15 protein-coding genes and 1 other RNA gene are annotated in these 22,024 nt (G+C 69.2%); 5 read left to right on the top strand and 11 right to left on the bottom strand.

What is annotated here, in order from left to right; all coding sequences use genetic code 11:
- Positions 1-7: 7 nt before the first annotated feature.
- Positions 8-6,052: an alpha-2-macroglobulin family protein gene (locus LXT21_RS26880; RefSeq protein WP_254041050.1), complete on the top strand. Its 6,045-nt coding sequence runs from the start codon at positions 8-10 to the stop codon at positions 6,050-6,052.
- A gap of 56 nt (positions 6,053-6,108) precedes the next feature.
- Positions 6,109-7,503, top strand: coding sequence for a hypothetical protein (locus tag LXT21_RS26885; RefSeq protein ID WP_254041051.1), 1,395 nt, complete (start codon positions 6,109-6,111; stop codon positions 7,501-7,503).
- Between the two features lie 172 nt (positions 7,504-7,675).
- Here LXT21_RS26885 and LXT21_RS26890 read toward each other — a convergent pair whose 3' ends face one another.
- The 5 genes from LXT21_RS26890 to ssrS all read right to left on the bottom strand — a co-directional run bounded on the left by LXT21_RS26890 (position 7,676) and on the right by ssrS (position 11,860).
- A complete protein-coding gene (locus tag LXT21_RS26890; protein ID WP_254041052.1) occupies positions 7,676-8,809 on the bottom strand; it encodes an EndoU domain-containing protein in 1,134 nt (377 codons plus the stop codon).
- Between the two features lie 100 nt (positions 8,810-8,909).
- Entirely contained in the window at positions 8,910-10,172 is a 1,263-nt protein-coding gene (gene tyrS, locus LXT21_RS26895) for a tyrosine--tRNA ligase (protein ID WP_254041053.1), read from the bottom strand.
- Positions 10,173-10,230: 58 nt separating this feature from the next.
- Positions 10,231-11,022 (bottom strand): TIGR00282 family metallophosphoesterase, encoded by a 792-nt coding sequence (locus LXT21_RS26900; RefSeq protein ID WP_254041054.1) that lies wholly within the window; start codon positions 11,020-11,022, stop codon positions 10,231-10,233.
- Complete coding sequence (locus tag LXT21_RS26905) at positions 11,019-11,645, bottom strand: 5-formyltetrahydrofolate cyclo-ligase (protein WP_141322811.1); 627 nt, start codon at positions 11,643-11,645, stop codon at positions 11,019-11,021. Before LXT21_RS26905 ends, LXT21_RS26900 begins: the two co-directional genes overlap by 4 nt.
- 19 nt (positions 11,646-11,664) lie before the next feature.
- Positions 11,665-11,860: non-coding RNA, 6S RNA (gene ssrS, locus LXT21_RS26910), on the bottom strand.
- 196 nt (positions 11,861-12,056) lie between these two features.
- Between ssrS and LXT21_RS45470 the strand changes: the two genes are divergently transcribed.
- From LXT21_RS45470 to LXT21_RS26925, 3 genes are all read left to right on the top strand, one after another.
- Entirely contained in the window at positions 12,057-12,989 is a 933-nt protein-coding gene (locus LXT21_RS45470) for a tetratricopeptide repeat protein (protein WP_254041055.1), read from the top strand.
- The gene (locus LXT21_RS26920) at positions 12,986-13,978 is read left to right on the top strand and encodes a serine/threonine-protein kinase (protein WP_254041056.1); all 993 of its coding nucleotides are present in this window, start codon (positions 12,986-12,988) and stop codon (positions 13,976-13,978) included. Before LXT21_RS45470 ends, LXT21_RS26920 begins: the two co-directional genes overlap by 4 nt.
- A 119-nt stretch (positions 13,979-14,097) precedes the next feature.
- Entirely contained in the window at positions 14,098-14,280 is a 183-nt protein-coding gene (locus LXT21_RS26925; protein ID WP_254041057.1) for a hypothetical protein, read from the top strand.
- A gap of 39 nt (positions 14,281-14,319) precedes the next feature.
- Here the strand turns inward: LXT21_RS26925 and LXT21_RS26930 are convergent, their stop codons facing one another.
- From LXT21_RS26930 to LXT21_RS26955, 6 genes are all read right to left on the bottom strand, one after another.
- Positions 14,320-15,864 (bottom strand): right-handed parallel beta-helix repeat-containing protein, encoded by a 1,545-nt coding sequence (locus LXT21_RS26930; RefSeq protein WP_254041058.1) that lies wholly within the window; start codon positions 15,862-15,864, stop codon positions 14,320-14,322.
- Positions 15,865-16,055: 191 nt separating this feature from the next.
- Entirely contained in the window at positions 16,056-17,201 is a 1,146-nt protein-coding gene (locus tag LXT21_RS26935) for a cysteine desulfurase family protein (protein WP_254041059.1), read from the bottom strand.
- Positions 17,198-18,319, bottom strand: coding sequence for a DHH family phosphoesterase (locus LXT21_RS26940; RefSeq protein WP_254041060.1), 1,122 nt, complete (start codon positions 18,317-18,319; stop codon positions 17,198-17,200). Before LXT21_RS26940 ends, LXT21_RS26935 begins: the two co-directional genes overlap by 4 nt.
- A gap of 221 nt (positions 18,320-18,540) precedes the next feature.
- Positions 18,541-19,383, bottom strand: a complete 843-nt coding sequence (locus LXT21_RS26945) for a Fic family protein (RefSeq protein ID WP_254041061.1) — start codon at positions 19,381-19,383, stop codon at positions 18,541-18,543.
- 114 nt (positions 19,384-19,497) lie between these two features.
- Positions 19,498-20,835, bottom strand: coding sequence for an AAA family ATPase (locus LXT21_RS26950; RefSeq protein ID WP_254041062.1), 1,338 nt, complete (start codon positions 20,833-20,835; stop codon positions 19,498-19,500).
- A 150-nt stretch (positions 20,836-20,985) separates the two neighbouring features.
- Positions 20,986-21,933: a branched-chain amino acid transaminase gene (locus LXT21_RS26955; RefSeq protein ID WP_254041063.1), complete on the bottom strand. Its 948-nt coding sequence runs from the start codon at positions 21,931-21,933 to the stop codon at positions 20,986-20,988.
- Positions 21,934-22,024 lie beyond the last annotated feature (91 nt).

Raw genomic sequence — 22,024 nt, forward strand, 5'->3', positions numbered from 1 at the left:
GCCGACCATGCACCACACCCTCCGGACCTGGGCATCCACCGTCGCGCTGTCGTTGTTGTCCCTGCTGCTCTTCGCCCCGCCCGCGCTCGGCGCCGCGGCGGCGAAGGCGCCTCCCTCGTGGAAGGACATCGACGCGCTGGAGTCGAATCAGCAATACGAGGCCGCCGCGAAGGGCGCGGAGGCCCGGCTCGTCAAGGCGCGTGAGGGACAGGACGAGGCCGAGTGGGCCCGCGCGCTCCTGCGCACGGTGCGCCTGCGCAGGGCCCTGCACGGGTACGAGACGGCGGTGCGATTCCTGCGCGAGGAGCCCTGGCCCAAGGGACAGCTGGCCCGCGCCACGCTGAACCTCTACTACGCCAACTCGCTCGTCACGTACGCGCGCGTCTACAGCTGGGAGGTCCGGCAGCGTGAGCAGGTGGCGTCCTCGGGGCCGGTGGACCTGAAGGCGTGGACGTACACCCAGCTCATCACCGAGGCGCAGCGCGCGTACGAGGAGGTCTGGAAGCAGCGCCAGGCGCTGGGCCAGGAGCCGGTGAAGGTGCTGTCCGAGTACGTGCAGCCGAACACGTACCCGGAAGGCATCCGTCCCACGCTGCGCGACGCCGTCACGTACATGCGCGTGGAGCTGCTCGCGGACAGCACGCACTGGCTGCCCGAGCAGGCGAACGAGGTCTTCAAGCTGGACCTGCGCTCGCTGCTGGAGGGCTCGCCGGTGGTGGACCTGACGGACCCGAACATCCACCCGCTGGTGAAGGTGGCCTCGGTGCTGGGCGATCTGGAGTCCTGGCACCGCGCGGGCGGACGGCGTGAGGCGGCGCTCGAGGCGCGCCTGCGTCGCTACGAGGTCCTCCACCAGCACATCACCGACGCCGATGATCGCACGCGAATCCGCGAGCACCTGTCCGCGCACCTGGCGGCGTTCAAGGACGTGCCCTGGTGGTCCATGGGGCAGGGGTTGCTGGCGGAGCAGGAGAACGCGGCGGGCCACGCGGTGCGCGCGCACGCGCTCGGCAAGGAGGGCATGGCGGCGCACCCCAAGTCGCTGGGCGCCTCGCGGTGCCGGACGCTGGTGGAGTCTTTGGAGGCGCCGGACTTCCGCGTCGTCTCCATGCAGTCGGATGGGGCGAACCGTCGCTCCGTGGAAGTCTCCCACCGCAACGTGCCTGTGCTCTACTTCCGCGCGTACCCGCTGGATGTCGAGGCGCGGCTGAAGAAGGTCGACGACTACAACCTTCTGCCGTACGGCAACGAGTTGCTGCGCCTCATCCGGAGCCTGAAGCCCGTGGCCTCGTGGACCACGCAGCTGCCCGCCACGCCCGACTTCCAGATGCACCGCACCTTCGTCACGCCGCCGCTCAAGGACGTGGGCACGTACGTCATCGTCGCCTCCGCGCGCGAGGACTTCCGTGACAAGACCAACCGCATCGAGGCCTCGTTCCTGTCGGTGACGCCGTGGGTGGCCGTCACCCGCAACGCGCGAGGGCAGAGCGTGGAGGCGCGCGTGGTGAAGGGCGACACAGGCGTCGCCACGCCCGAGGTGTCCGTGCGGTTGGTCCAGATGGAGTACCGCCAGGGCTTCCGCACCGTGGCGCGGGCGAAGACCAATGCCCAGGGCGAGGTGACGTTCCCCGCGCCCAAGGGCCAGCCCTACCAGAGCTACATCCTGGTGCTGGGCGAGGGGAAGTCCGCGCTGATGTTGCTCAACGGGGTGAACTTCTATCCCCACTCGGAGCCGCGGCAGGTCGTGTCGTCGCTCGTCTTCACGGACCGCAGCGTCTACCGGCCGCTGCAGAAGCTGCAGTGGAAGGTGGTGGCGTACTCCGGACAGACGGAGTCGGCGCGCTACGAGACGCTGCCTCGCACGCCCTTGAAGGTCCGGCTGATGGACCCGAACTACCAGGAGGTGGCCTCGAAGGAGGTCAGCACCAACGACTTCGGTTCGGCGGCGGGTGAGTTCACGATTCCCACGGGGCGGCTGCTGGGCGCGTGGCAGGTGCAGGTCGAGTCGGGCGGCGGCGCGGCGGTGCGCGTGGAGGAGTACAAGCGGCCCACCTTCGAGGTGTCGCTGAAGGACCCGGACGCGCCGATGCGGCTCAACCGCCCGGCGACCTTCAAGGGCGAGGCGCGCTACTACTTCGGGCTGCCCGTGGCGTCCGGCACGGTGCGCTGGCGCGCGTACCGCGAGCCGGTGCTGCCCTGGTGGTGGTGGTACGACACGCGCTTCGTCTCGCAGCAGCGGCAGCTCGTCGCCGCGGGCTCGTCGTCGGTGAAGGAGGATGGTGGCTTCGACATCACCTTCACGCCGGAGGCGGACGAGCGCTCGGCGGGCACGCCCGGCCTGACGTGGCGCTACCGCGTGGAGGCGGACGCCACGGACGAGGGGGGTGAGACGCGCTCGGCGGAGCGCGCGTTCCGCCTGGGCTTCGTCGCGGTGGAGGGGCGCGTGGAGACGGACACGGGCTTCTTGTCCGAGGGGACGCGGGCCGAGGTGCGGCTGGTGCGCTCTACCCTGGACGGCGCGCCGCAGCCGGGCGCGGGGCGCTGGCGCCTGGTGGCGCTCAAGCAGCCCGCGCAGCCGCTGCTTCCCGCGGACGAGCCGATTCCCACGCCGCCGAACTTGAAGGTGGACCCCGCCGCCGCGCCCTCGCCCACGCCGGGCGACTCGGTGCAGCCGCGCTGGACGCAGACGTACAAGCCTGATTCGGTGATGGCGCGATGGGCGGATGGCGCCGAGCGCGCCAAGGGCGAGGTCCAGCACGACAAGGACGGCCTGGCCCGCGTGACGCTGCCCGCGCTGCCGGCGGGTGCCTACCGGCTGCACTACGAGACGAAGGACGCCTTCGGACAGACCTTCACGGTGGCGCGCGAGCTGCTGGTGGCGGGGACGCGTGCGCCGGCCGAGCTCGCCGCGACGCTGGTGGTGGAGAAGTCGTCGGCGCGCGTGGGGGAGAAGGTCCGGCTGCTGGCGACGTCCGGCTTCGAGGGACAGCCGCTGATGTTGGACCTGTACCAGGGTGAGAAGCGCATCCTGCGCAAGGTGCTGGTGGCGGGTGAGTCCTCCGCCCTGGTCGAGGTGCCGGTGACGGAGGAGCTCCGGGGCGGCTTCACGGCGGTGCTCGTGGCGGTGCGCGACTGGCAGTTCCTGCGCTTCACCGAGCACGTGTACGTCCCATGGGACAACAAGGACCTGCAACTGGAGTTCTCCACCTTCCGCGACAAGATTCGCCCGGGCGCGAAGGAGACCTGGCGCGTGACGGTGAAGGGGCCCAACGGCGCGAAGGTGGATTCGGCCACCGCGGAGCTGCTCGCGTACATGTATGACCAGTCGTTGGACCTGTTCGCGCCCCACAGCCCGCCGAGCGTGTCCAGCCTCTATCCCAGCCGCGTGGCGTCGGTGGATCTGGGCACCTCCTTGTCCATGTCGCATGCCCAGTGGTTGGTGTCGGAGGACTACGGGAACTACGCCTCGTGGTCGCCGCCTTCGCCGGACCGGCTGCGGTTCGATGATGGCTACGGCGTGGGCGGGCCCGGGCGTCGGTACAAGGCCGCTCGTGGCAGCCTCGGGGGTGTCGCCAGTCCCTCCGCGGCGACGGTGATGGCCGAGTCGCGGCGGGAGCGAAACGAGGCGGATGCCGCGGCGCCACCGCCGCCTCCTCCGGCGCCTCCGGGCGCGATGGTGGAGCAGAAGGCCGAGAAGCCCAAGGCGGAAGGTGGACAGGTCGAGGCGCCGTCCGCGGGGCTGCGCTCCAACTTCGCGGAGACGGCGTTCTGGGTGCCGCACCTCATCACCGGCCAGGATGGCTCCGCGGCGCTGGAGTTCACGGTGCCCGACTCGGTGACGGCCTGGAGCGTGTGGGTGCACGGCCTCACGAAGGACTTGAAGGGCGGCTCGGTGCAGCGCACCACGCGCAGCATCAAGGAGCTGATGGTGCGGCCGTACGTGCCGCGCTTCCTGCGTGAGGGAGACCTCGCGGTGCTGGAGGTGGTGGTGAACAACGCCTCCGAGCAGCCCAAGCAGGGCACGCTCACGCTGGACATCGTCGACCCGGACACGCGCAAGAGCCTGTTGGCGGAGTTCGGCGTGAAGAACGCGTCGCAGACCTTCACGGTGGCGGCGGGGCGGGGGACCAGCCTGCGCTTCCCGCTCACCACGCCGACGCGCGTGGGGCAGGTGGCCTTCCGGGTGGAGGCCCGTTCAGGTGATTTGAGCGATGGGGAGCTGCGCCCGCTGCCCGTGCTGCCCGGTCGCGTGCACCTGGCGCAGTCGCGCTTCGTGACGCTCAAGGGCCCGGGCTCGAAGACGATGACCTTCGAGGACTTGAAGAAGGGCGGCGATTCCACGCGCGTGAACGAGCAGCTGGTCGTCACGGTGGACACGCAGCTCTTCTACTCCGCGCTCCAGGCGCTGCCGTACCTGGTGGACTACCCCTATGAGTGCTCGGAGCAGACGCTCAACCGCTTCGTGTCCTCCGGCATCCTGGGCAGCCTCTACGACAAGTACCCGGCCGTCGCGAAGATGGCGAAGGAGATGAGCCAGCGCGAGACCCAGTTCGAGACCTGGGACTCGGTGGACCCGAACCGGAAGATGGCCCTGGAGGAGACGCCCTGGCTGGAGATGGCCAAGGGCGGCCGCGAGGGCAACGCGGGGCTGGTGAAGGTGCTGGACCCGAAGGTGGCGCGCGCGGAGCGGGACTCGGCGATGGCGAAGCTGCGCAAGGCGCAGACCTCCAGCGGCGGTTTCCCCTGGTGGCCGGGTGGCCCGCCGTCGCCGTACATGACGCTCTACATCCTCCACGGCCTGTCGCGCGCCATGGAGTACGGCGTGGAGGTTCCCGCGGACATGACGAGCAGTGCCTGGGAGTACGTGGCCCGGCACTTCCGTGAGGAGTACTCCGAGAAGCTGATGAAGAAGGGGATGGGCTGGGAGTTCCTCACCTTCCTCAACTACGTGGCGTCCAACTACCCGAACGCGAGCTACACCGGCGACGCGCTGACCGAGGACGAGCGCAAGTCGATGCTCGCCTTCAGCTTCACGCACTGGAAGAAGCACTCGCCCTACCTGAAGGGCTACCTGGCGCTGACGCTCAAGCGCGCGGGACGCAACGCGGACGCGCTGAAGGTCTGGGACAGCGTGATGGACTCGGCGAAGACGAGCGAGGAGCTCGGGACGTACTGGGCGCCGGAGGACCGTAGCTGGCTCTGGTACAACGACACCACGGAGACGCACGCCTTCGCGCTGCGCACGCTGACGGAGCTCAAGCCGAAGGACTCGCGACGCGAGGGCCTGGTGCAGTGGCTCTTGCTCGACAAGAAGCTCAACCACTGGAAGTCCACGCGGGCCACGGCCGAGGCGCTGTACGCGCTGGTGAAGTACCTGGAGGCCGAGGGCGCGCTGGGCATCCGCGAGGACGCGAAGGTGACGGTGGGCCCGCGCGTGGTGCGGATGGAGTTCGCGCCGGACGTGTCCACGGGGAAGAAGAACCAGGTCGTGGTGCCCGGGCCGGAGCTCCAGCCGGAGACGATGAGCCGCGTGGTGGTGGAGAAGACGACCAAGGGCTTCGCCTTCGCGTCCGCCACGTGGCACTTCTCCACGGAGAAGCTGCCCGACGAGGACCGGGGTGACTTCTTCCAGGTGTCGCGGCGCTACTTCCGTCGCGAGCGCGAGGGCAAGCAGGTGGTGCTCCAGCCGCTGAAGGAAGGCGCGATGCTCGCCCCGGGTGACGAGGTGGAGGTGCAGTTGTCGCTGCGCACGAAGCACGCGGCGGAGTACGTCCACCTGAGAGACCCGCGCGCCGCGGGCCTGGAGCCGGAGAACGTGCAGTCACGGCACCAGTGGGACCTGGGCATCGTCTGGTACGAGGAGACGCGGGACTCGGGCTCGAACTTCTTCTTCGAGTGGCTGCCCGCGGGTGAATACACCTTCAAGTACCGGCTGCGCGCCAACATGGCGGGGACCTTCCGCGTGGGGCCCGCCACCGTGCAGTCCATGTACGCGCCGGAGTTCACCGCGTACTCCTCGGGAGCGGTGATCACGGTGGGCGCGGCGAAGTAGGCTCGCTCCGGGGCCCGGGCCGAGCGGGCCCGGGTCCCCTGGAAGCGAGTCGGGTCATGTCCTTGTCGCGCAGGCTGTGTCGGTCGGGTGGGTGGCTGCTGCTGTGCCTCGGGGTGGCGTGCTCCGACGGCGAGCCTCCTGCGCCTGTTCCCGCGTACCGGCTGTCCCCCGAGCGTGCCGCGCGATTGGAGACGCTGAGGACGGAGGTCCTCGCCGATACGTGCTACCAGGGGGAGGATCCTCGGGGGTGTCCCGTGATGGCGGTGTCCTTCGCGCCGACGCGCGACTTCGCCATGAAGGACGGCACGGGTGAGGCGTTGCTCATCGTCGACGACTTTCCGACGTTACCCCCGAGGGTGCTCCGTTATCGCAACCGGATCCTCGGGTACTACGAGGCGTTGGAGGGGGGCGACGTCATCGAGGTGGACCCGGGCTGGTCGCTTCCTCCCAAGCTCCACGAGGCGCTGACCACCTTCGCCACCGAGGACTTCATTCCGGCCGAGGTGCTGCGCCCCTTGGCTCAGCCGCTCCAGTCCAGTTACCCCGCTATCAGTCGGCAGAGCGTGGGACACGGAAGCACCGTGCTGTCCCTGTTGGCGGAGGCCAACCCCCAGCAGCCCATCGTCTTGATGCGCCATCCGAGCCTCTATTGGTTGTCGCGCTCGGAGTTCTGCGAGCCCACCGGTGAGCCGGGGGCCCTGGAGCGGCTGCGGGGGAGGGCGCAGCGCGCGGCCACGGGGTTGCGAAATCTGATGGAGCGACATCGTGTCCGCTTCGTGAACCTGAGCCTGGGGGAGACGATCGACACCTTGCGACTCACCTGGCCCTATCGCTGCGCGGGAGAGGTCCCGGGCGTCGAAGTCCTCCGCGCGAAGCTGGCGGCCTACGCTCCCATCACCCAGGTGCTCTTCGCGACACCCGGCGTCTTCACCGCGCAGGCCGCCATCGACGCCAAGGACCCGCTGGACTCCCCCTACGACTTCCCATCGGCGGAGTACCCGAACCGGCTGCGCGTGGGCTTCTTCACGACGCTCGAGTCAGGACTCGATGTCTCGGGGAGGGGAGACACGTCGAAGCTGCAAGGGTGGCCCGCGCGTGAGAACGTCGACGTGTACCTGAACAGCGGCGTGATTCCGACGCGGCCCTTCACGCACAACACGACGCCGTGGCTCCAGGTGGACAGCTTCGGCGTGGACATCTTCCCCATCACCGCGGCGACGACGTCGTGGATGGCCCCATTGGCCCTGTCGCGCTTCATCCACGTCCGCTACGAGCGCTTCGCGGACAGGACGATGAGTGACGAGCTCATCCAGCGCATCCGCAAGTGGATGGTGCCCTCGGCCTGTGAAGACCGGCCCGACCTGGTCTGCGTGTTCCAGGACCCGCTCGCGCACGGGCAGCTCGAAGTCATGCGGCTGGGCTACCGGCCTCGCGAGTACGTCGCGCCCTGACGGCGCTGCCGTGGACGTCACCTATCTCGCGGAGCTGGCCGCTGGGTCGTCCCAAGCGCGAGATCACGCGTCCGTGAGAAGGGCCGTGCTGGCCACGGTCCGTGAGGATGCTGGAGTGGCTCCATGGGGCATGTCGCGACGAGCCCATCGCGACAGCCCGCCAGCGGAGCGGCTACTCGCCGCAGGTGGCGGCGTTGTCCGTGGGGTGCAGCGTGGCGATACCGTAGGTGCCGTTGCGCGTGCCGCACCAGATCTGCCAGCGCGTGTTGCCCAGGTCCTTCGCGGCGTACACGCCACCTTCCTTCTTCGCCCCATCCCGAGCGCAGCAGCGCGCGAAGGCCCGCGTCCCAATCGACAGCAGGCCCACGGCGTCGTGCGCGTCGGTGAACCCGCCCACGCGCTTCTCGCCGCAGGACCACGGCGCCACGCCCTGGAAGCGGATGAGGTACTGCTCCTTCGTCTTCGCGGAGCCCCCGCGCACCGGGCCGCCGTAGCAGATGCGGCCCTCCGCCTCGAGCTGCGCATAGCGCGGCAGGAAGTGCAGTCCGCCGATGGGGCCGCGCTGCCAGTCGTCCCCGCAGAACACGTGCGTGAAGGCGTTGCGAGGCCCCGTGCTCACCCAGAGGCTCGTCAGCCAGTCGATGTTCGCCTGCCGATTCCCAGGACGCCCCGCCGCGGATAGCGCCGTCTGGAGCCGCGCGTCGTCGTAGTGCCGGGTGACGAAGCGCCGCACGTCCGCCGCGCTCACACTCACGTCCGGCCGCGCGGGGCACAAATCCAACACCTCCCGGTCCATCGCCGACAGGGGAGGGGGCCTGGCGAACAGCGGCTCTCGCGAGCACGTCGTCGCGCAACCCGTGGCCGGCTTCCACGACACGGCGGGCTTCGCCTCGGCGTAGCGGGGAGCCTCGGCGCTCGGCGCGGTGACGACCACGGGCGCGCCGTTCGACTCATCACGCTCCGCGAGCTGCTTCTCACGACTGCGTGCCCGGTCCGCTGCATCCGCGCGGTCCGCGGCGGCCAGCGTGGCGGCGCTCGGGGCCGAAGGGGCCGCGGACTCCTCGGCGCCCTCGCACAGCACCCAGCCCTCGGCGGAGGCGCCTCGCAGCTTGCACCAGGCCCTGCCGGGGCCCCCCTTCTTGAGCAACGGATACGTCTTCCCAGCCTCCACGGTGAACATGACGCGGGAGGACTCGGGCTGCTCCACCGCGTCGACGGAGGACTCGGAGACGAAGGCCCCCGGGCCCGCGAGGGCGGGCAGGGCGCTCAGCAGCAGACCGAGGCTCAGGGCGGCGGAAAGACGCATGGTGCGCGGGACTGTAGCCCAATCCCACCCCGCCCCTCGACACGAGGGACGGGACGGGCCACTCCTCGGGCACCTGGGACGCACCGCCCCTGGTGGGAATTCACGCCAGCTTGACGCGCGCCAGCTTCAGCTTGCCGACCTGGAGCGTGTACTCACCGGCGGACAGCTCCGCCTTGGGGTCCGCCACCTTCTCGCCGTTCACCCGCACGCCGCCCTGGGTGATCATCTTCCGGCCCTCGGTCGACGACGCCACCAGCTTCGCCTCGGCGAGCACCTTCGTCACCGGCAGCGCCGCCGCGCCCTCCAGCGCCACCTCCACCACGGTCAGCGACTCGGTGGACACCTCCTTCTTCGCGAAGCGCTTCTCGAAGTCCTCCTCCGCCTTGCGGCCCGCCTCCTCGTCGTGGAAGCGCGCCGTCATCTCCCGGGCGAAGGCCACCTTCGCGGCCTTGGGGTGCACCTCACCACTGGCGACCTTGGCCTTCAGCTCGGTGACCTCCTTGAGCGTCTTCGACGACAAGAGCTCGTAGTAGCGCCACATCAGGTCGTCGGTGATGCTCATCAGCTTGCCGAACATCGCGTCCGCCGGCTCGCTGACGCCCACGTAGTTGTCCAGGCTCTTGGACATCTTGTCGCCGACAATCTTGCCGTCGACGAGGCGGGCACCGAGGCCCTCGAGGATGGGGCCCGTCATGATGACCTGCGGCGCCATGCCCTCCTCGCGCATGAGCTGCCGGCCCACCAGCAGGTTGAAGAGCTGGTCTGTCGCGCCCAGCTCCACGTCCGACTTCAGCGCCACGGAGTCGTAGCCCTGCAGCAGCGGGTAGAGCAGCTCGTGGATGGCGATGGAGATGTTGTCCCGGTGGCGCTTCTTGAAGTCGTCGCGCTCCAGCATGCGCTGCAGCGAGTAGCGCGACGCCAGGCGAATCATCCCCTCGGTGCCGAGCTTGTCGAGCCACTCGGAGTTGAAGCGGACCGTCGTCTTGTCCGCGTCCAGCACCTTGAAGACCTGCTGCTTGTACGTCTCCGCGTTGGCCTTCACCTCGTCGCGGGTGAGCGCCGGGCGCGTCGCGTTGCGCCCCGTGGGGTCTCCAATCAGCGCCGTGAAGTCGCCGATGAGGAACACCACCGAGTGTCCGAAGTCCTGGAAGCGCCGCATGCGCGTGAGCAGCAGCGAGTGGCCCAGGTGCAGGTCCGGCCGGCTCGGGTCGAACCCCGCCTTGATGACCAGCGGCTTGCCCGAGTCATACGAATACTGGAGCTTCTTCTTCAGGTCCTCGGGCGAGTGGAGGTCCACCGTGCCGCGGGTGACTTCTTCGAACTGCTCCTCGGGGGTCGCCTTGCGCAGTGCGTCCTGATTCATGGCCGGCGGACCATAACCGAAACCCCCGCCCTGCACGCGAGCCTTCCGCTGCCGGATTTCAGGTACCCGGCAGGTGGACGCGCACGCGCTCGATGCTCCGCCCTCGGCCGGTGGCATCGTCGATGTCCACCACCACGCCCTGCAGGTAGACCAGCCGCTCGGCGACTTCATAGGGCGCGTGCTTCTGCCCCAGGAATCGCGCCAGCGACTGCTCCTTCTTCATCCCGATGACGGAGTCGAGCGGGCCACACATGCCCACGTCGGTGATGAAGGCCGTGCCGCCGGGGAGGATGCGCTCGTCCGCCGTCTGCACGTGCGTATGCGTGCCCACCACGACGGACACCCGCCCATCCAGGTGCGCCCCCATGGCGTTCTTCTCACTGGAGGCCTCGCAGTGCATGTCCACGAGGACACACGGCGTTCGCTTCTTCAGCTCCTCCACCAACCCCAGCACCACCTCGAAGGGGTTGTCGTGGGGACGCATGAAGACGCGGCCCTCCAGGTTGATGACCCCCAGCGCGCGCCCGTCCGGGAGCGTCACCAGGCCATGGCCCTTGCCCGGGGTGTCCTTGGGATAGTTGGCGGGCCGCAGCAACTTGTCCGGCCGCGCCGTCACCCAGGGGATGATGGATTTCTTGGACCAGAAGTGGTTGCCGCTCGTGAGCAGGTCCACGCCCGCGGACAGCAGGGTGTCGGCCGTCTCCGGAGAGATGCCGGCACCCTGGTCGCTGTTCTCCGCGTTGGCGATGGTCACTTCGACGCCATGGGTGGCCTTCAGGCGTGGCAGGAGGGCGCGGACGGCCTGAAGCCCCGGACGACCCACCACGTCTCCCATGAAGAGGACCTTCACGTATCCAGGAACTCTGGCTCGCGATGCAGGCCGCGGTGGACCTCGGACTCGGTCACCACGAGGTCCATGTCCACGTCGTCACCCGTCGTGGGCAGCACGGACACCAGCTGCTCCTTGAAGGCCAGGCCCACGCGCCTGCTCCGGGGACTCGCCGCGCGCAAAGTGGCGTCGTAGTAGCCGCCTCCGCGTCCCAGCCGCTTGCCGTCCTCCGTGAAGCCCAGTCCAGGCACCACGAACAGGTCGATCTGCTCCACCGCGATGAGGTCCGACGCGTTCGTCGGCTCTCTCACGCCCAGTCGCCCGGGCTCCAGCTCCAGCTCCGACTTGATGGCTCGGAAGGAGAGGATTCGCCCGTGGACGTGGGAGAGCGGGTAGCAGACGATCTTCCCGTCCTGCAACGCCGCCTTGAGGATGTCCTGCGTGGGGACCTCGCCCTTGATGGGGGCGTAGAGCGCCACGTACCGCGCCTTCTCGTAATACTTCGTCGCCAGGAATCGAGATTGGACCTTGAGACCCCGCGTATCGATGAGATCGGGCGTCATCGCCTTCCGACGCGCCGTCAACTCATCCCGCAGCGTCTGCTTCCTCGCCGCCGCCGCCTCTTCCACCACCGTCTCGCTCACCGCCGCCGCTCCGCAGAAAAAGTCCCCCGCCGCATGGCCGTGTGCCCAGCGTCCATTGAACCCTCAAAAGCCAGGTGGGAACCGAAATCATGCCGCCGCAGGCTTCCCTCATCCCCCGCGAGGAGGGAGGGCTTGCACATGGCGACCGAAACGGACCCCGGAATGGACGTATCGGTTCGAATTTCTGCTGGGCATCACGCGCCCCGCAGGGGACAGCCCTTGAAACAAAGCTACAGTGCCACCAAGGTCCCGAAATTACAGCGAAAACTCGCGACCACCTTTTGAAATGATAAGGATGGGAAGCGGCGAGGTCAAGGCATCCTCGCGCGTTTACAAGGCGGGCATGGGCCCCCTATGATGGCAGTCCCCCACACCCCGCACATGCCGCCCTCGCTTCTAAACAAGGGACTCGTGACGGCTCTTTCCGTCGCCTCCGGCCTCGCCTGGGCGGGACCGAAGCTCGCAGGCCCCTCTCAGGGGGATACCTACGGGCCGGTGGACCTGCACATGGAGGGCGAGCGCCTGGTGGGCTTGTCCGCCGGGTCCGGAGGTGGCTGCAAGTTCGCGCCCGCCACGGAAGTCCTGTCCGGAGAGTTCCAGGGCACCGTCCTGGTGGCCACGGTGCAGCTCTGCCTGGAGGGCCCCCCGCCGGACTGCGTGGGGGTGAGGCCCTTCACGGTGCTGGCCGTCTACAACGCCAACGCCCAGGTGCTCAGCGCGCACGTCCGGCTGCCGCCCAAGTGTCACTCGCCCGGGTTGAAGGACTCGGTGCTGACGCTGCGCGGGGTGAAGGGCGCGGAGCCGGTGGAGCGCGAGGAGGAGGTGCCCGCCGCCGCCCCGGAGGAGTCGGAGGCCTCCCCAGCGCCGGTGAAGGAGGCCGCGGTGGCCCGGCCCCAGCCCTTGGGGACCCAGCCGCTGGAGCTGGGGCAGAACCTGCTGGCGAACGGCAAGTGGGAGATGGCGCGCGCGCGCCTCGAGGCCGCGCTGGCCGAGGACCCCAAGGACGTCGACGCGCTGGTGGGCATGGCGGCCAGCTTCCTGGGCTCCGGCAACGCCCCCAAGGCGGTGGAGTTCCTGGAGCGCATCCGGCCGGTGCCTGCGTCCCGGCCGGACGTCTACGCGTGGCAGGCGTACGCGGCGGACCAGCAGGGCTTCAAGGGGCGCGTCGCGCCGCTGCTGCGCCGGGCGCTGGAGCTGAACTGGGCGCCGGAGAGCCCGAAGCCCTGGGAAGCGGTGCTGGTGCGGGCGCTCGCCTCGGACATCGAGCAGGTGCAGAAGACGGTGAAGAAAGGCAAGCGCGCGCCGGGCCGCGAGTCGGCGGGAGCCGGAAGCTCGAGCCCGTGAGCCAGACGCCTTCGCCTCCGAAAGCCCAGCGGGTCTTCGGCCCCTATGAAATCCTCTCCGTGCTCGGCAAGGGCGGCATGGCGGAGGTGTACCGCGCGCGCGTGCTGTCGGGCCCGCGCGAGGGGTGGACCGTCGCGCTCAAGCGGCTGCTCCCGGCGCTGACGGCGGACCCGGACTCGGTGACGTTGTTCTCGCGCGAGGCGCAGCTGTCCAAGCAGCTGCACCACCCGAACATCGTGACGGTGTTGGATGCCGGTGAGCTGGAGGGCATCTACTTCATCGTCATGGAGTTGGTGGACGGCCGGGACCTGGGGCAGATCCTCCGCCGCTGCAAGGTGCGCGGCATCCCCCTGCCGCTCGACTTCGCGGTGTACCTGGGCAAGGTGTTGCTGGAGGCGCTGGCGTACGCGCACGCCGCCACCGGCGCGCAAGGGGAGCCGCTGGGCATCGTCCACTGCGACGTGTCCCCGTCGAACCTGTTCATCTCCCGCGTGGGGGAGATCAAGCTGGGCGACTTCGGCGTCTCGCGCGTGCTCGTGGATGGCAAGCTCCAGGAGGGCGAGGTGCTGGGCAAGCCGTACTACCTCTCCCCGGAGTCGCTGCTGGGCGAGGTGAGCCCGGAAGCGGACCTGTGGGCGGCGACGGTGGTGCTCTACGAGCTGCTCACGCTGGAGCGTCCGTTCACGGGCGCCACGCCGGACGAGGTCTTCCAGGCCATCCGCTCCCGCACGTATCGGCCGCTGCGCGAGCTGCGACCGGAGGTGCCCGAGGCGCTCGAGGACGTGGTCCGTCGCGCCTTCTCGGAGCGCCCCGAGGACCGGTTCACCACGGCGGAGTCCTTCGCCCAGGCGCTCGCGCCGCACTACGACGAGCGCGTGGGGACGCCCCTGGCCATCGCCGCGGTGGTGCGCGGGTTGTTCGGCGCCAGCGATGTGATGCCCGCGGTGGTGGTGCCTCCAGCTTCCTCGGGCTCCTCGGGTACGGAGTAGGGGAGCGGCCACGCGCCCCGCTGCCGCCTCGGCGCCGCCAGTCCCACGCGGGCGCGGGGATGGCGAACCTCCTCGCATGCCGCGCCACATTCGCTCGGCGCCCCCTCGCGAGGACCGCCATGGCCACCCAGAAGCCCCCGCCGTCGAAGCCCGAAGAGTCCGCCCCCGAGCGCAAGACGCGTGAGGAGCAGCCCGAGCGGCTGCCCGCCCGGCCCGAGGAGCCTCGCGAGGACGGGATGCCGGGCTACGGCCAGCCGGACGAAGAGGTGCGCGAGAAGTCACTGCCCGAACAGCCGTGGTAGCGCTGGCGGGGCCGCGCGCGCCGTGACGCGGGCGAGGTGTCACTCCTCCTCGAGCATCGGTGGCAGCCCTCCCGTGTCGGGCTCGGGCTCGGCGGTGATGCGCAGGGAGCCCTGCTCCAGGTTGAAGGGAGCCAGGCGGCTCTGCCAGGTGGTGAAGGTGCCGATGGACAGGAGCCCGAAGGCGCTGAACTTGCCGTCTGCTCCCTCGTAACGGTTGTGGTCCATCCGCAGGCCTGGGCGCGAGGTGTCACGCCCCAGCTTCACGAAGCTCGCCATGTCGCGCAGCGTGTTGCCATAGACCTGCAGGTCCGTGACGATGAGCGGCTCGTCCGCCGCGAGCCGCAGCCCCGAGTCCTCCGTCCGCTCGATGATGTTGTCGAGCACCCGCACCTTGTGCGCCCGAGCGACGCGGATGCCCTGGCCGTTGGCCCGGTTCGCGAAGTTGAAGATGTCCGTCACGATGTTGGCCATCAGCAGCACGTCCGTGGGGTTGTCCACGGGGGACAATCCGCCGATGGAGATGCCCCGGCCCGCCTGGAAGATGATGTTGCCGATGATGCGGATGTTCGTGGCGTCCTCGTGCACCAGCACCGCCTCCGCGGCCGACGTCGTCGCCTGCCACGGGTAGCGCTCCAGGTTCGGGAAGCGGAAGAGCAGGTTGCCCTGGATGGCCAGGTCGTCACACGCCTTCACGTCGATGCCGTTCTCCCCGCAGTCGTGCATCTGGTTCCCCTCGATGACGAGCTTGGAGGGGCGGCCCCCGTTGGGCTGGCACTGCACGGCGTCGCCCGAGACGTCATGCAGGTCATTGCCCACGATGAAGACCTCTCGAGACGTCCCCTTCACCACGACGGCGTGGGAGTCCTGACCCCACCGGGAGAAGTCGTGCACCTTGTTGCCGGAGATGAGCAGCCGTGACGCGTCGCTGACGACGACGCCGCCCCCCGCCCGCCCGCCGTGGAGGACCGAGTCACGGAGCTGCGAGCACGTGGCCTCGTTCTCGAACAACGCGGCGAACGAGGGGCGCTCGCGCACGTCCACCTCGACGAACTCGACCACCCAGTAGGGCTGGCTCAGCATCATCAGACTGCCCACGTCGGCCGACGTGGGGACGATGAGGGGGCGCGCGACGCGGTCTCCTCTCAGGACGATGGGCGCCGAGGCGGTGCCCGCGCGCGCCTTCAGGGGCGTGATGGCGACCTGCTCCGGATAGATGCCGGCGTGGACCTGGATGATGTTCCCGGGCCGCGCCTCCCTCACCGCCGCCATGATGGTGGTGTAGGGATTGCCGCGAGAGCCGAGTGGCTCGTCGTCATCCCTTGGCCCCGTGCTCGCGACGTGGAGCGTGGGGCCTCGCGCCATCTCGGAACCCGGACACGCGTCACGAAAGGCACTGGGCGCTTCGAGTGGCTTCGCGTCCTCGTCCCCTCCGGGTGTCGACGTGCTCGCGGCGCGGAGGACTCCCTGGCGTGTCGATGCTTCCGCGTGCTCCGAGCCCTCCACGCCCGGTGCACACGCGAGCGCGAGCCCCGCCACGAGCACCGCGAGTCGATGCGCCCGCCACTGCTTCCCCCTTGAACCCATCCCCATATGTCCCCCGTGCATCGGCAGCGGAAAGAAGGGTTTCCACCGGAGCGGGCATGTTCAAGGACCCTGCCCCTCAGGGATGAGGTGACATTCACCGCAGGATGCTCGCTCCGGAGGCGTGTGGCGCGGCCGCGGCCCCTGCGCCGGTCATCGCCTTCCCCTGTGAACGGACGAGGACTCTCGCGGCCTCAGCCCGCGAGTGCCCTGACGGTGGGGACGTGACGACGGAGGGCGTCGACGACCTGTCGCACGTCATCCTCGCTCGTCTCGGAGCCCAGGCTGAAGCGCAGGCTGCCTCGGGCCTCGGCCGCCGTCAGCCCCATGGCCCGGAGCACATGCGAGGGCGTCAGCGTTCCGGAGGCACACGCGGCGCCCATCGACACGCAGATTCCCTCGAGGTCCAGCGCGATGAGCAGCGCCTCGCCCTCGACCCCCTCGAAGCGCAGGTTGCTGGTGTTGGGCACGCGCGGCGCGCCCGCGCCATTCACCGCGACGCCCGGCACGTCCGCGAGCACCGCCCGCTCGAAGGCGTCTCTCAGCGCGCCGACGCGCGACGCCACCTGGGGCTGCTCACGCGCGGCCAGCTCCAGCGCGAGCGCGAGGGCCTCCGCATGCGGGATGTTCTGCGTCCCACCGCGCCGGCCACCTTCCTGGTGTCCCGGCGTGAGGGCCCGCACGTCCACGCCCTTGCGCACCACCAGCACGCCGACACCCGAGGGCCCACCGAACTTGTGCGCGGACAGGGACAAGAGGTCCGCGTCCACCTCGCGCAACGACAGCGGCACCTTGCCCGCCGCCTGCACCGCGTCCGTGTGGAAGAGCACGCCCTGCTTGCGACACGCGCGCGAGATTTCCGCCGCGGGCTGCACCACGCCCGTCTCGTTGTTGGCCCACATCAACGAGCACAGCGCGGTGTCCGGCGTCAGCGCCGCGAGCAGGTCCTCCTCGCGCACTCGTCCATCCGCGCCCGGCGCCACGCGCACCACCTGCGCGCCCTCTCGCTCCAGCTGCGCCACCGCGCCGAGCAGGGCAGGGTGCTCCACCGATGTCGTCACCACGCGGCGTCGCTCGGGAGCGGGGCGCGCGTGGAAGGCGCCCACCAGCGCGAGCGCGTCCGCCTCGCTGCCGGAGCTGGTGAAGCAGAGCTCCTTCGGCTCGCAGCCCAGCACCCGCGCCACCCGGGCACGGGCGGCGTCCAGTCTCGCGCGGGCCTCGCGTCCGGCCGCGTGCACGCTGGACGCGTTGCCGTGGCCTCCCTGCGCGAAGGCGCGCGCGAGCAGCGAGGCCACCTCCGGCCGCACGGGCGCGGCGGCGTTGTGGTCCCAGTAGATCACGAGTCCTGCGCGGACAGGAGCGACACGGGCCGCTCGTCGGCGACGCCGAAGGCCTCGAGGAAGCGGTTCACCAGCTCGCGCTTGAGCGCCTTGCGCTGCGCCGCCTTGCCCGACAGCGGCAGCCGCGCGCCCGCCATGCTGCCGTGGCCGCCGGACGAGCCGCCGTAGTCCTCGAAGATTTCGCGGATGAGCCGGCCCGCGTTCATCCGCCGGTCCTTCACGCGCAGGCTGAAGTAGAGCTGGTTGCGGTACGTGCCGAAGGCCAGCGACCACTTCGTGCCCTCGAGGAACATCAGCCGCTCGGCGACCTCCGCCACCATGTCCGGGGAGTAGACCTCCTCCAGGTCCGTGACGATGGCGGTGCCGTACACCTTCGCCCGCTCGAAGGCCGTGTGGTACAGCTGGAAGTAGCGCGCCGGCAGCTCCGGGTGCTCGATCTGCGCGAGCATCGACTTGTCCATGCGCGGGAACAGCCACAGGTAGCTGTCGATGTCCGTCTGCGTCGTCTCGCGGCCCAGGTCCCGCGTGTCCGCCTTGATGCCGTAGAACAGCGCGGTGGCCACCTCCACCGAGGGCTCCACGCGCGCGGCGCGCAGGTACTCCACCAGCATGGTGGACGTGGCGCCGAAGTCGCCGCCCACGTCCGCGAACGGCGAGGCCAGGCTCTCCTCACGCAGCGGATGGTGGTCCACCACCAGGTGCGCCTCCATGCGCGCGGGCAGCGAGTGGTTGCCCACCTTGGGCTGCGTGTCCACCAGCCCGAAGAGGTCGTACTCGTCGAAGTCCAGCTGCGACACGTGCGAGACGGGCAGCCGCAGCACCTTCACGAAGGCGATGTTCTCCGCGCGGCCGATGATGCCGCCGTAGCCCACGTGGGCCTCCACGTCCGCCCGTCGCTCGAGCAGATGGGCGAGCGCCACCGCGGCGGCCAGCGAGTCCGGATCCGGGTTGTCGTGCGTGAGGATGAGCGCCTTGCGATGGCCCTTGGCCACCTCGAGCAGCCGCTCCAGCTTGTCCCGCGCCGACATCAGGGCCAGTCGCGGTGGCGGAGGCTCCGTCAGCTCGCCCCCCGAGGCTCCCTGGGCACGGCGGCTGTTGAAGGACTGTGTCACGGGCATGGAGTGGTCTTCTTTACTTCCTCCGGCTCCGGGTTTCGAGAGGCCGGCGGGTGCGGGGTGTCTGCCTCACACCAAAGTTGCAGATGCCCCGGCCGACCTTCACGGAGGGGCGGAAGACCGGGTGGCCGAACGCCCTCCTGCTCCAGGTGCGAAGGCCCACCCTTCCGGGCGGCGGGCCTTGCCGGCCGGAGGGGGCCAGGTCTTCCTGGAGGGGAGCGGACCTAGTTGTTGATGGCCTTGTACTTGCGGCCCAGGTCCCGGAAGTACTTCACGCCGTTGTCGAGCGAGTTCTCCATCGCGTCCATCAACACCGTGCGGAACTGCGCCGGCGGGCCGCGGAAGCACTCGTAATAGCGCTGCCGGTCGATGGAGTGGATGACGGCGGGCATGTAGCCGTTGCGCAGCAGGATGAGGTTGCTGCACATGCGGCCCACCTTCCCGCTGTGCTCGGTGAACGGGAAGATCTGCAGGAAGTTGTGCTGGACCGTCGCCGCCTGCTTGATGGGGTGAAACTCGCGGAACTCGGCGCTCGCCGTGTAGTCCACCAGCTTCTCCAGCGCGGGCTGGATCTTCGCGGGCTGGTGGATGTCGTGGAAGTACGTGCGGTGCAGCGGCATGTCCTTGCGCAGCCCCGAGCGATCACGCTCCTTGGCGAGCTCCTTCTCCGTGCGCTCCCGTCGCTCCATGCGCGCGCGCTCGGCCAGCGCCTCGGGGGTGTTCCCGAGGAAGAGGTCGTGCATCCGCTTGATGGTGGTGAGGGTGATCTGCGCCTGCTTCTTGGCGCCCGCGGCTTCCTCCCGGATGAAGTCGCAGACGGCCTTGTGGTTGCGGATCTCGAGCACCACCGGAATCATCGAGGCCTCGGCGCTCGCGCGTTGCGGATACAGCGCGGCCCTCAGCTCCTGGTGGGTGTAGACCACGCCTTCCAACGCGGCGTCGTGGTAGATCCACGACATCTCGAACTGCTCGAGGAACTCACGCGCGGGCTGCTTGTCCTTGAAGATTTCGAGGTAGTCGCGCAGCGCCTCGTTCTTCTCGTCGATGTCCTGGTAGCGTTCCTTCACGGACTGCGGCTCCTTCTTGCGCCGAGCCACCCAAGAGTGGCCATAGCGTGCGGCCGAGCGATACAACGGCATGCGGATTCTAGAAATTCCGCACGGTTGTAACAACGAATTCCGTTAGAGATTGACGAGGAAGACCTCGCACGCCTGGTCGAGCAGGTCCTTGGACAGGGCGGGCGGGATCTGCCGGTACCTGGCCGCGTCCTTGATGAGGCCCACCAAGTCCCGAGGATGACAGGCGCGCAGCTGCATGGTCCGCGGCTTGTAATAGTGCTCGACGAGGTACGTGACGGCCTGGTCCACATAGGGGATGCCCGCCGCCTCGCACACCCGGCGGAAGATCTCCCGGTAGGACTCCTCGTCCGGATTTCCGACTTCAATCTTGTACTTGATGCGTCGAAGGAAGGCCTCGTCCACCAGCTCCTTCGGATCAAGATTCGTTGAAAACACGAGAAGCTGATCAAACGGGATTTCGAACTTCTTCCCGGTATGCAGGGTAAGGAAGTCGACGCGCTTCTCGAGGGGGACGATCCACCGGTTGAGCAGGTCCGTGGGGTGGACCTTCTGGCGGCCGAAGTCGTCGATGAGGAGCATGCCGCCGTTGGCCTTCACCTGGAACGGGGCCTCGTAGAAGCGGGTGCTCTCCGAGTAGATGAGGTCCAGCGTCTCCAGCGTGAGCTCGCCGCCGACGACGACGGCGGGCCTGCGGCAGAGCATCCACCGGTTGTCCATCTCGAAGGTCTGCCGGCGGCCGGAGGTGTCGCGGCCCAGCTCCAGCGGGACGGGGGTGTGGATGAGGTGGTCATGCACCTGGATGATCTGGTTGCCGATCTCCAGGCAGTGCGGGACGTACACCTCGCCGCCGAACATGTGGGAGACGGCCTCGGCCAGGCTCGTCTTGCCGTTGCCGGGCGGGCCGTAGAGGAACAGCGAGCGGCCCGAGTTCACCGCCGGGCCCAGCTTGTCCATCAGCTCCGCGGGCACGGTGAGGTGGCTGAGCGCCATCACCAGCTCCTCCTGGCTGACGACGGGCGTCTCCTCGGTCTGGCTGGTGATGAGCGCGTTGTACTGCTCGATGGGGACGGGGGCGGGGCCCACGTAGGTCGTGCGGGTGAGGGCGTCGCGCGCGTACTCGCGGCCCTTCTCCGTGAGGACGAACTCCACGGAGGCGCGGCCGAAGCCCTTGCCGCCCCGCAGGTCCACCAGCTTCTCCGTGGCGAGGAAGTCCACCACGTGCTCGACGACGCCCGGCCACGGCAGCCGCATCTCGTCGGCGATGCCCATGCCGGTGCCGGTGCCGGAGTAGTAGAGGAACTTGAGCGCGATGTCCGCGAGCAGGCCCATCTTCAGGCCCGTCTCCTCCACCGTCTTCGGCTCGGCCGGAGCGATGTCCAGGATGGACGGGTTCTCAAGCTTGAAGGGATTGTCGTTGTAGGCGGGGCCGGCGGGTGCCATCGGGAGCCCTTTCTAGCCCAATCCGGTGGGTGGAGGGCAGGCGACGATGGGGGAGGGTCTCCCGTCACCGGGGGGAAGGGGCCCTGGGTTGGCGGCGGGCCGTCGGGCTCCCGGGCCGTCAGGGGCGCCGGGAGCCGGAAGGGTGGGGCGTCAGACGTAGGTGAGCCAATCGGCGTACTGCGGCTCCTGGCCCCGGACGGTGCGGAAGTACGTCTCCTGCACGAAGGTGCCGATGGGGCCGGGCTTGCCGGTGCCCACCATGCGGTCGTCCACTTCGCGCACCGGGGTGATTTCGGCGGCGGTGCCGGTGAAGAAGATCTCGTTGCAGATGTAGAGCGCGTCGCGGGTGAAGGTGACCTCGTCCACGGCGCGGCCGCTGTCGCGGAGGATCTTCAGCACGGTGTCGCGGGTGATGCCGTCGAGGATGGGCGAGGACAGGGGGGGCGTCTTGATGACGCCCTTCTTGTTCACCATGAAGATGTTCTCGCCGGACGCCTCGGCCACGAAGCCGCTGATGTCCAGCAGGATGGCCTCGTCATAGCCGCCGAGCACCGCCTCGCGCTTGGCGAGGATGGAGTTGACGTACTGGCCCGAAATCTTGCCGCGCACCATGTTCACGTTGACGTGCATGCGGGTGAACGAGCTCACCTTGGCGCGGATGCCCTCGCGGATGCCCTTGTCGCCCAGGTACGCGCCCCAATCCCACGCCGTCACGGCGACGCGGGTGGGGTTGACGGCGCCCAGGCCCATGGCGCCGTCGCCCATGAAGGCCACCGGCCGCAGGTACGCGCCGTTGGCGAACAGGTCCTTCTGCTTGCGCAGCACGTCGAGGCACGCGTCGACCAGCTCGTCCTCGGAGTAGGGAATCTTCAGCATGATGATGTGCGCCGAGTCGAGCAGGCGGCGGATGTGCTCGCGCAGGCGGAACACCGCCAGCCGGCCATCATGCGTGCGGTACGCGCGGATGCCCTCGAACGCGCCCAGGCCGTAATGCAGGGCGTGCGTCATCACATGGACATGACCCTCGTCCCATTTCACCAATTTGCCGTCGAGCCAGATCTGGTCGGCACGCAATACGCTGGTCGAGGTGGAGCTCATGCGGGGGTTCCTTCGGCCTTAAGAAGTGGGACTGCCCCGCCCTTCTAGCCAGCACACGCTATGAGGTCAAAGCGTGAAAGCCATTCCCCGG

The sequence above is a fragment of the Myxococcus guangdongensis genome, assembly GCF_024198255.1.
Classification (GTDB): Bacteria; Myxococcota; Myxococcia; order Myxococcales; family Myxococcaceae; genus Myxococcus; species Myxococcus guangdongensis.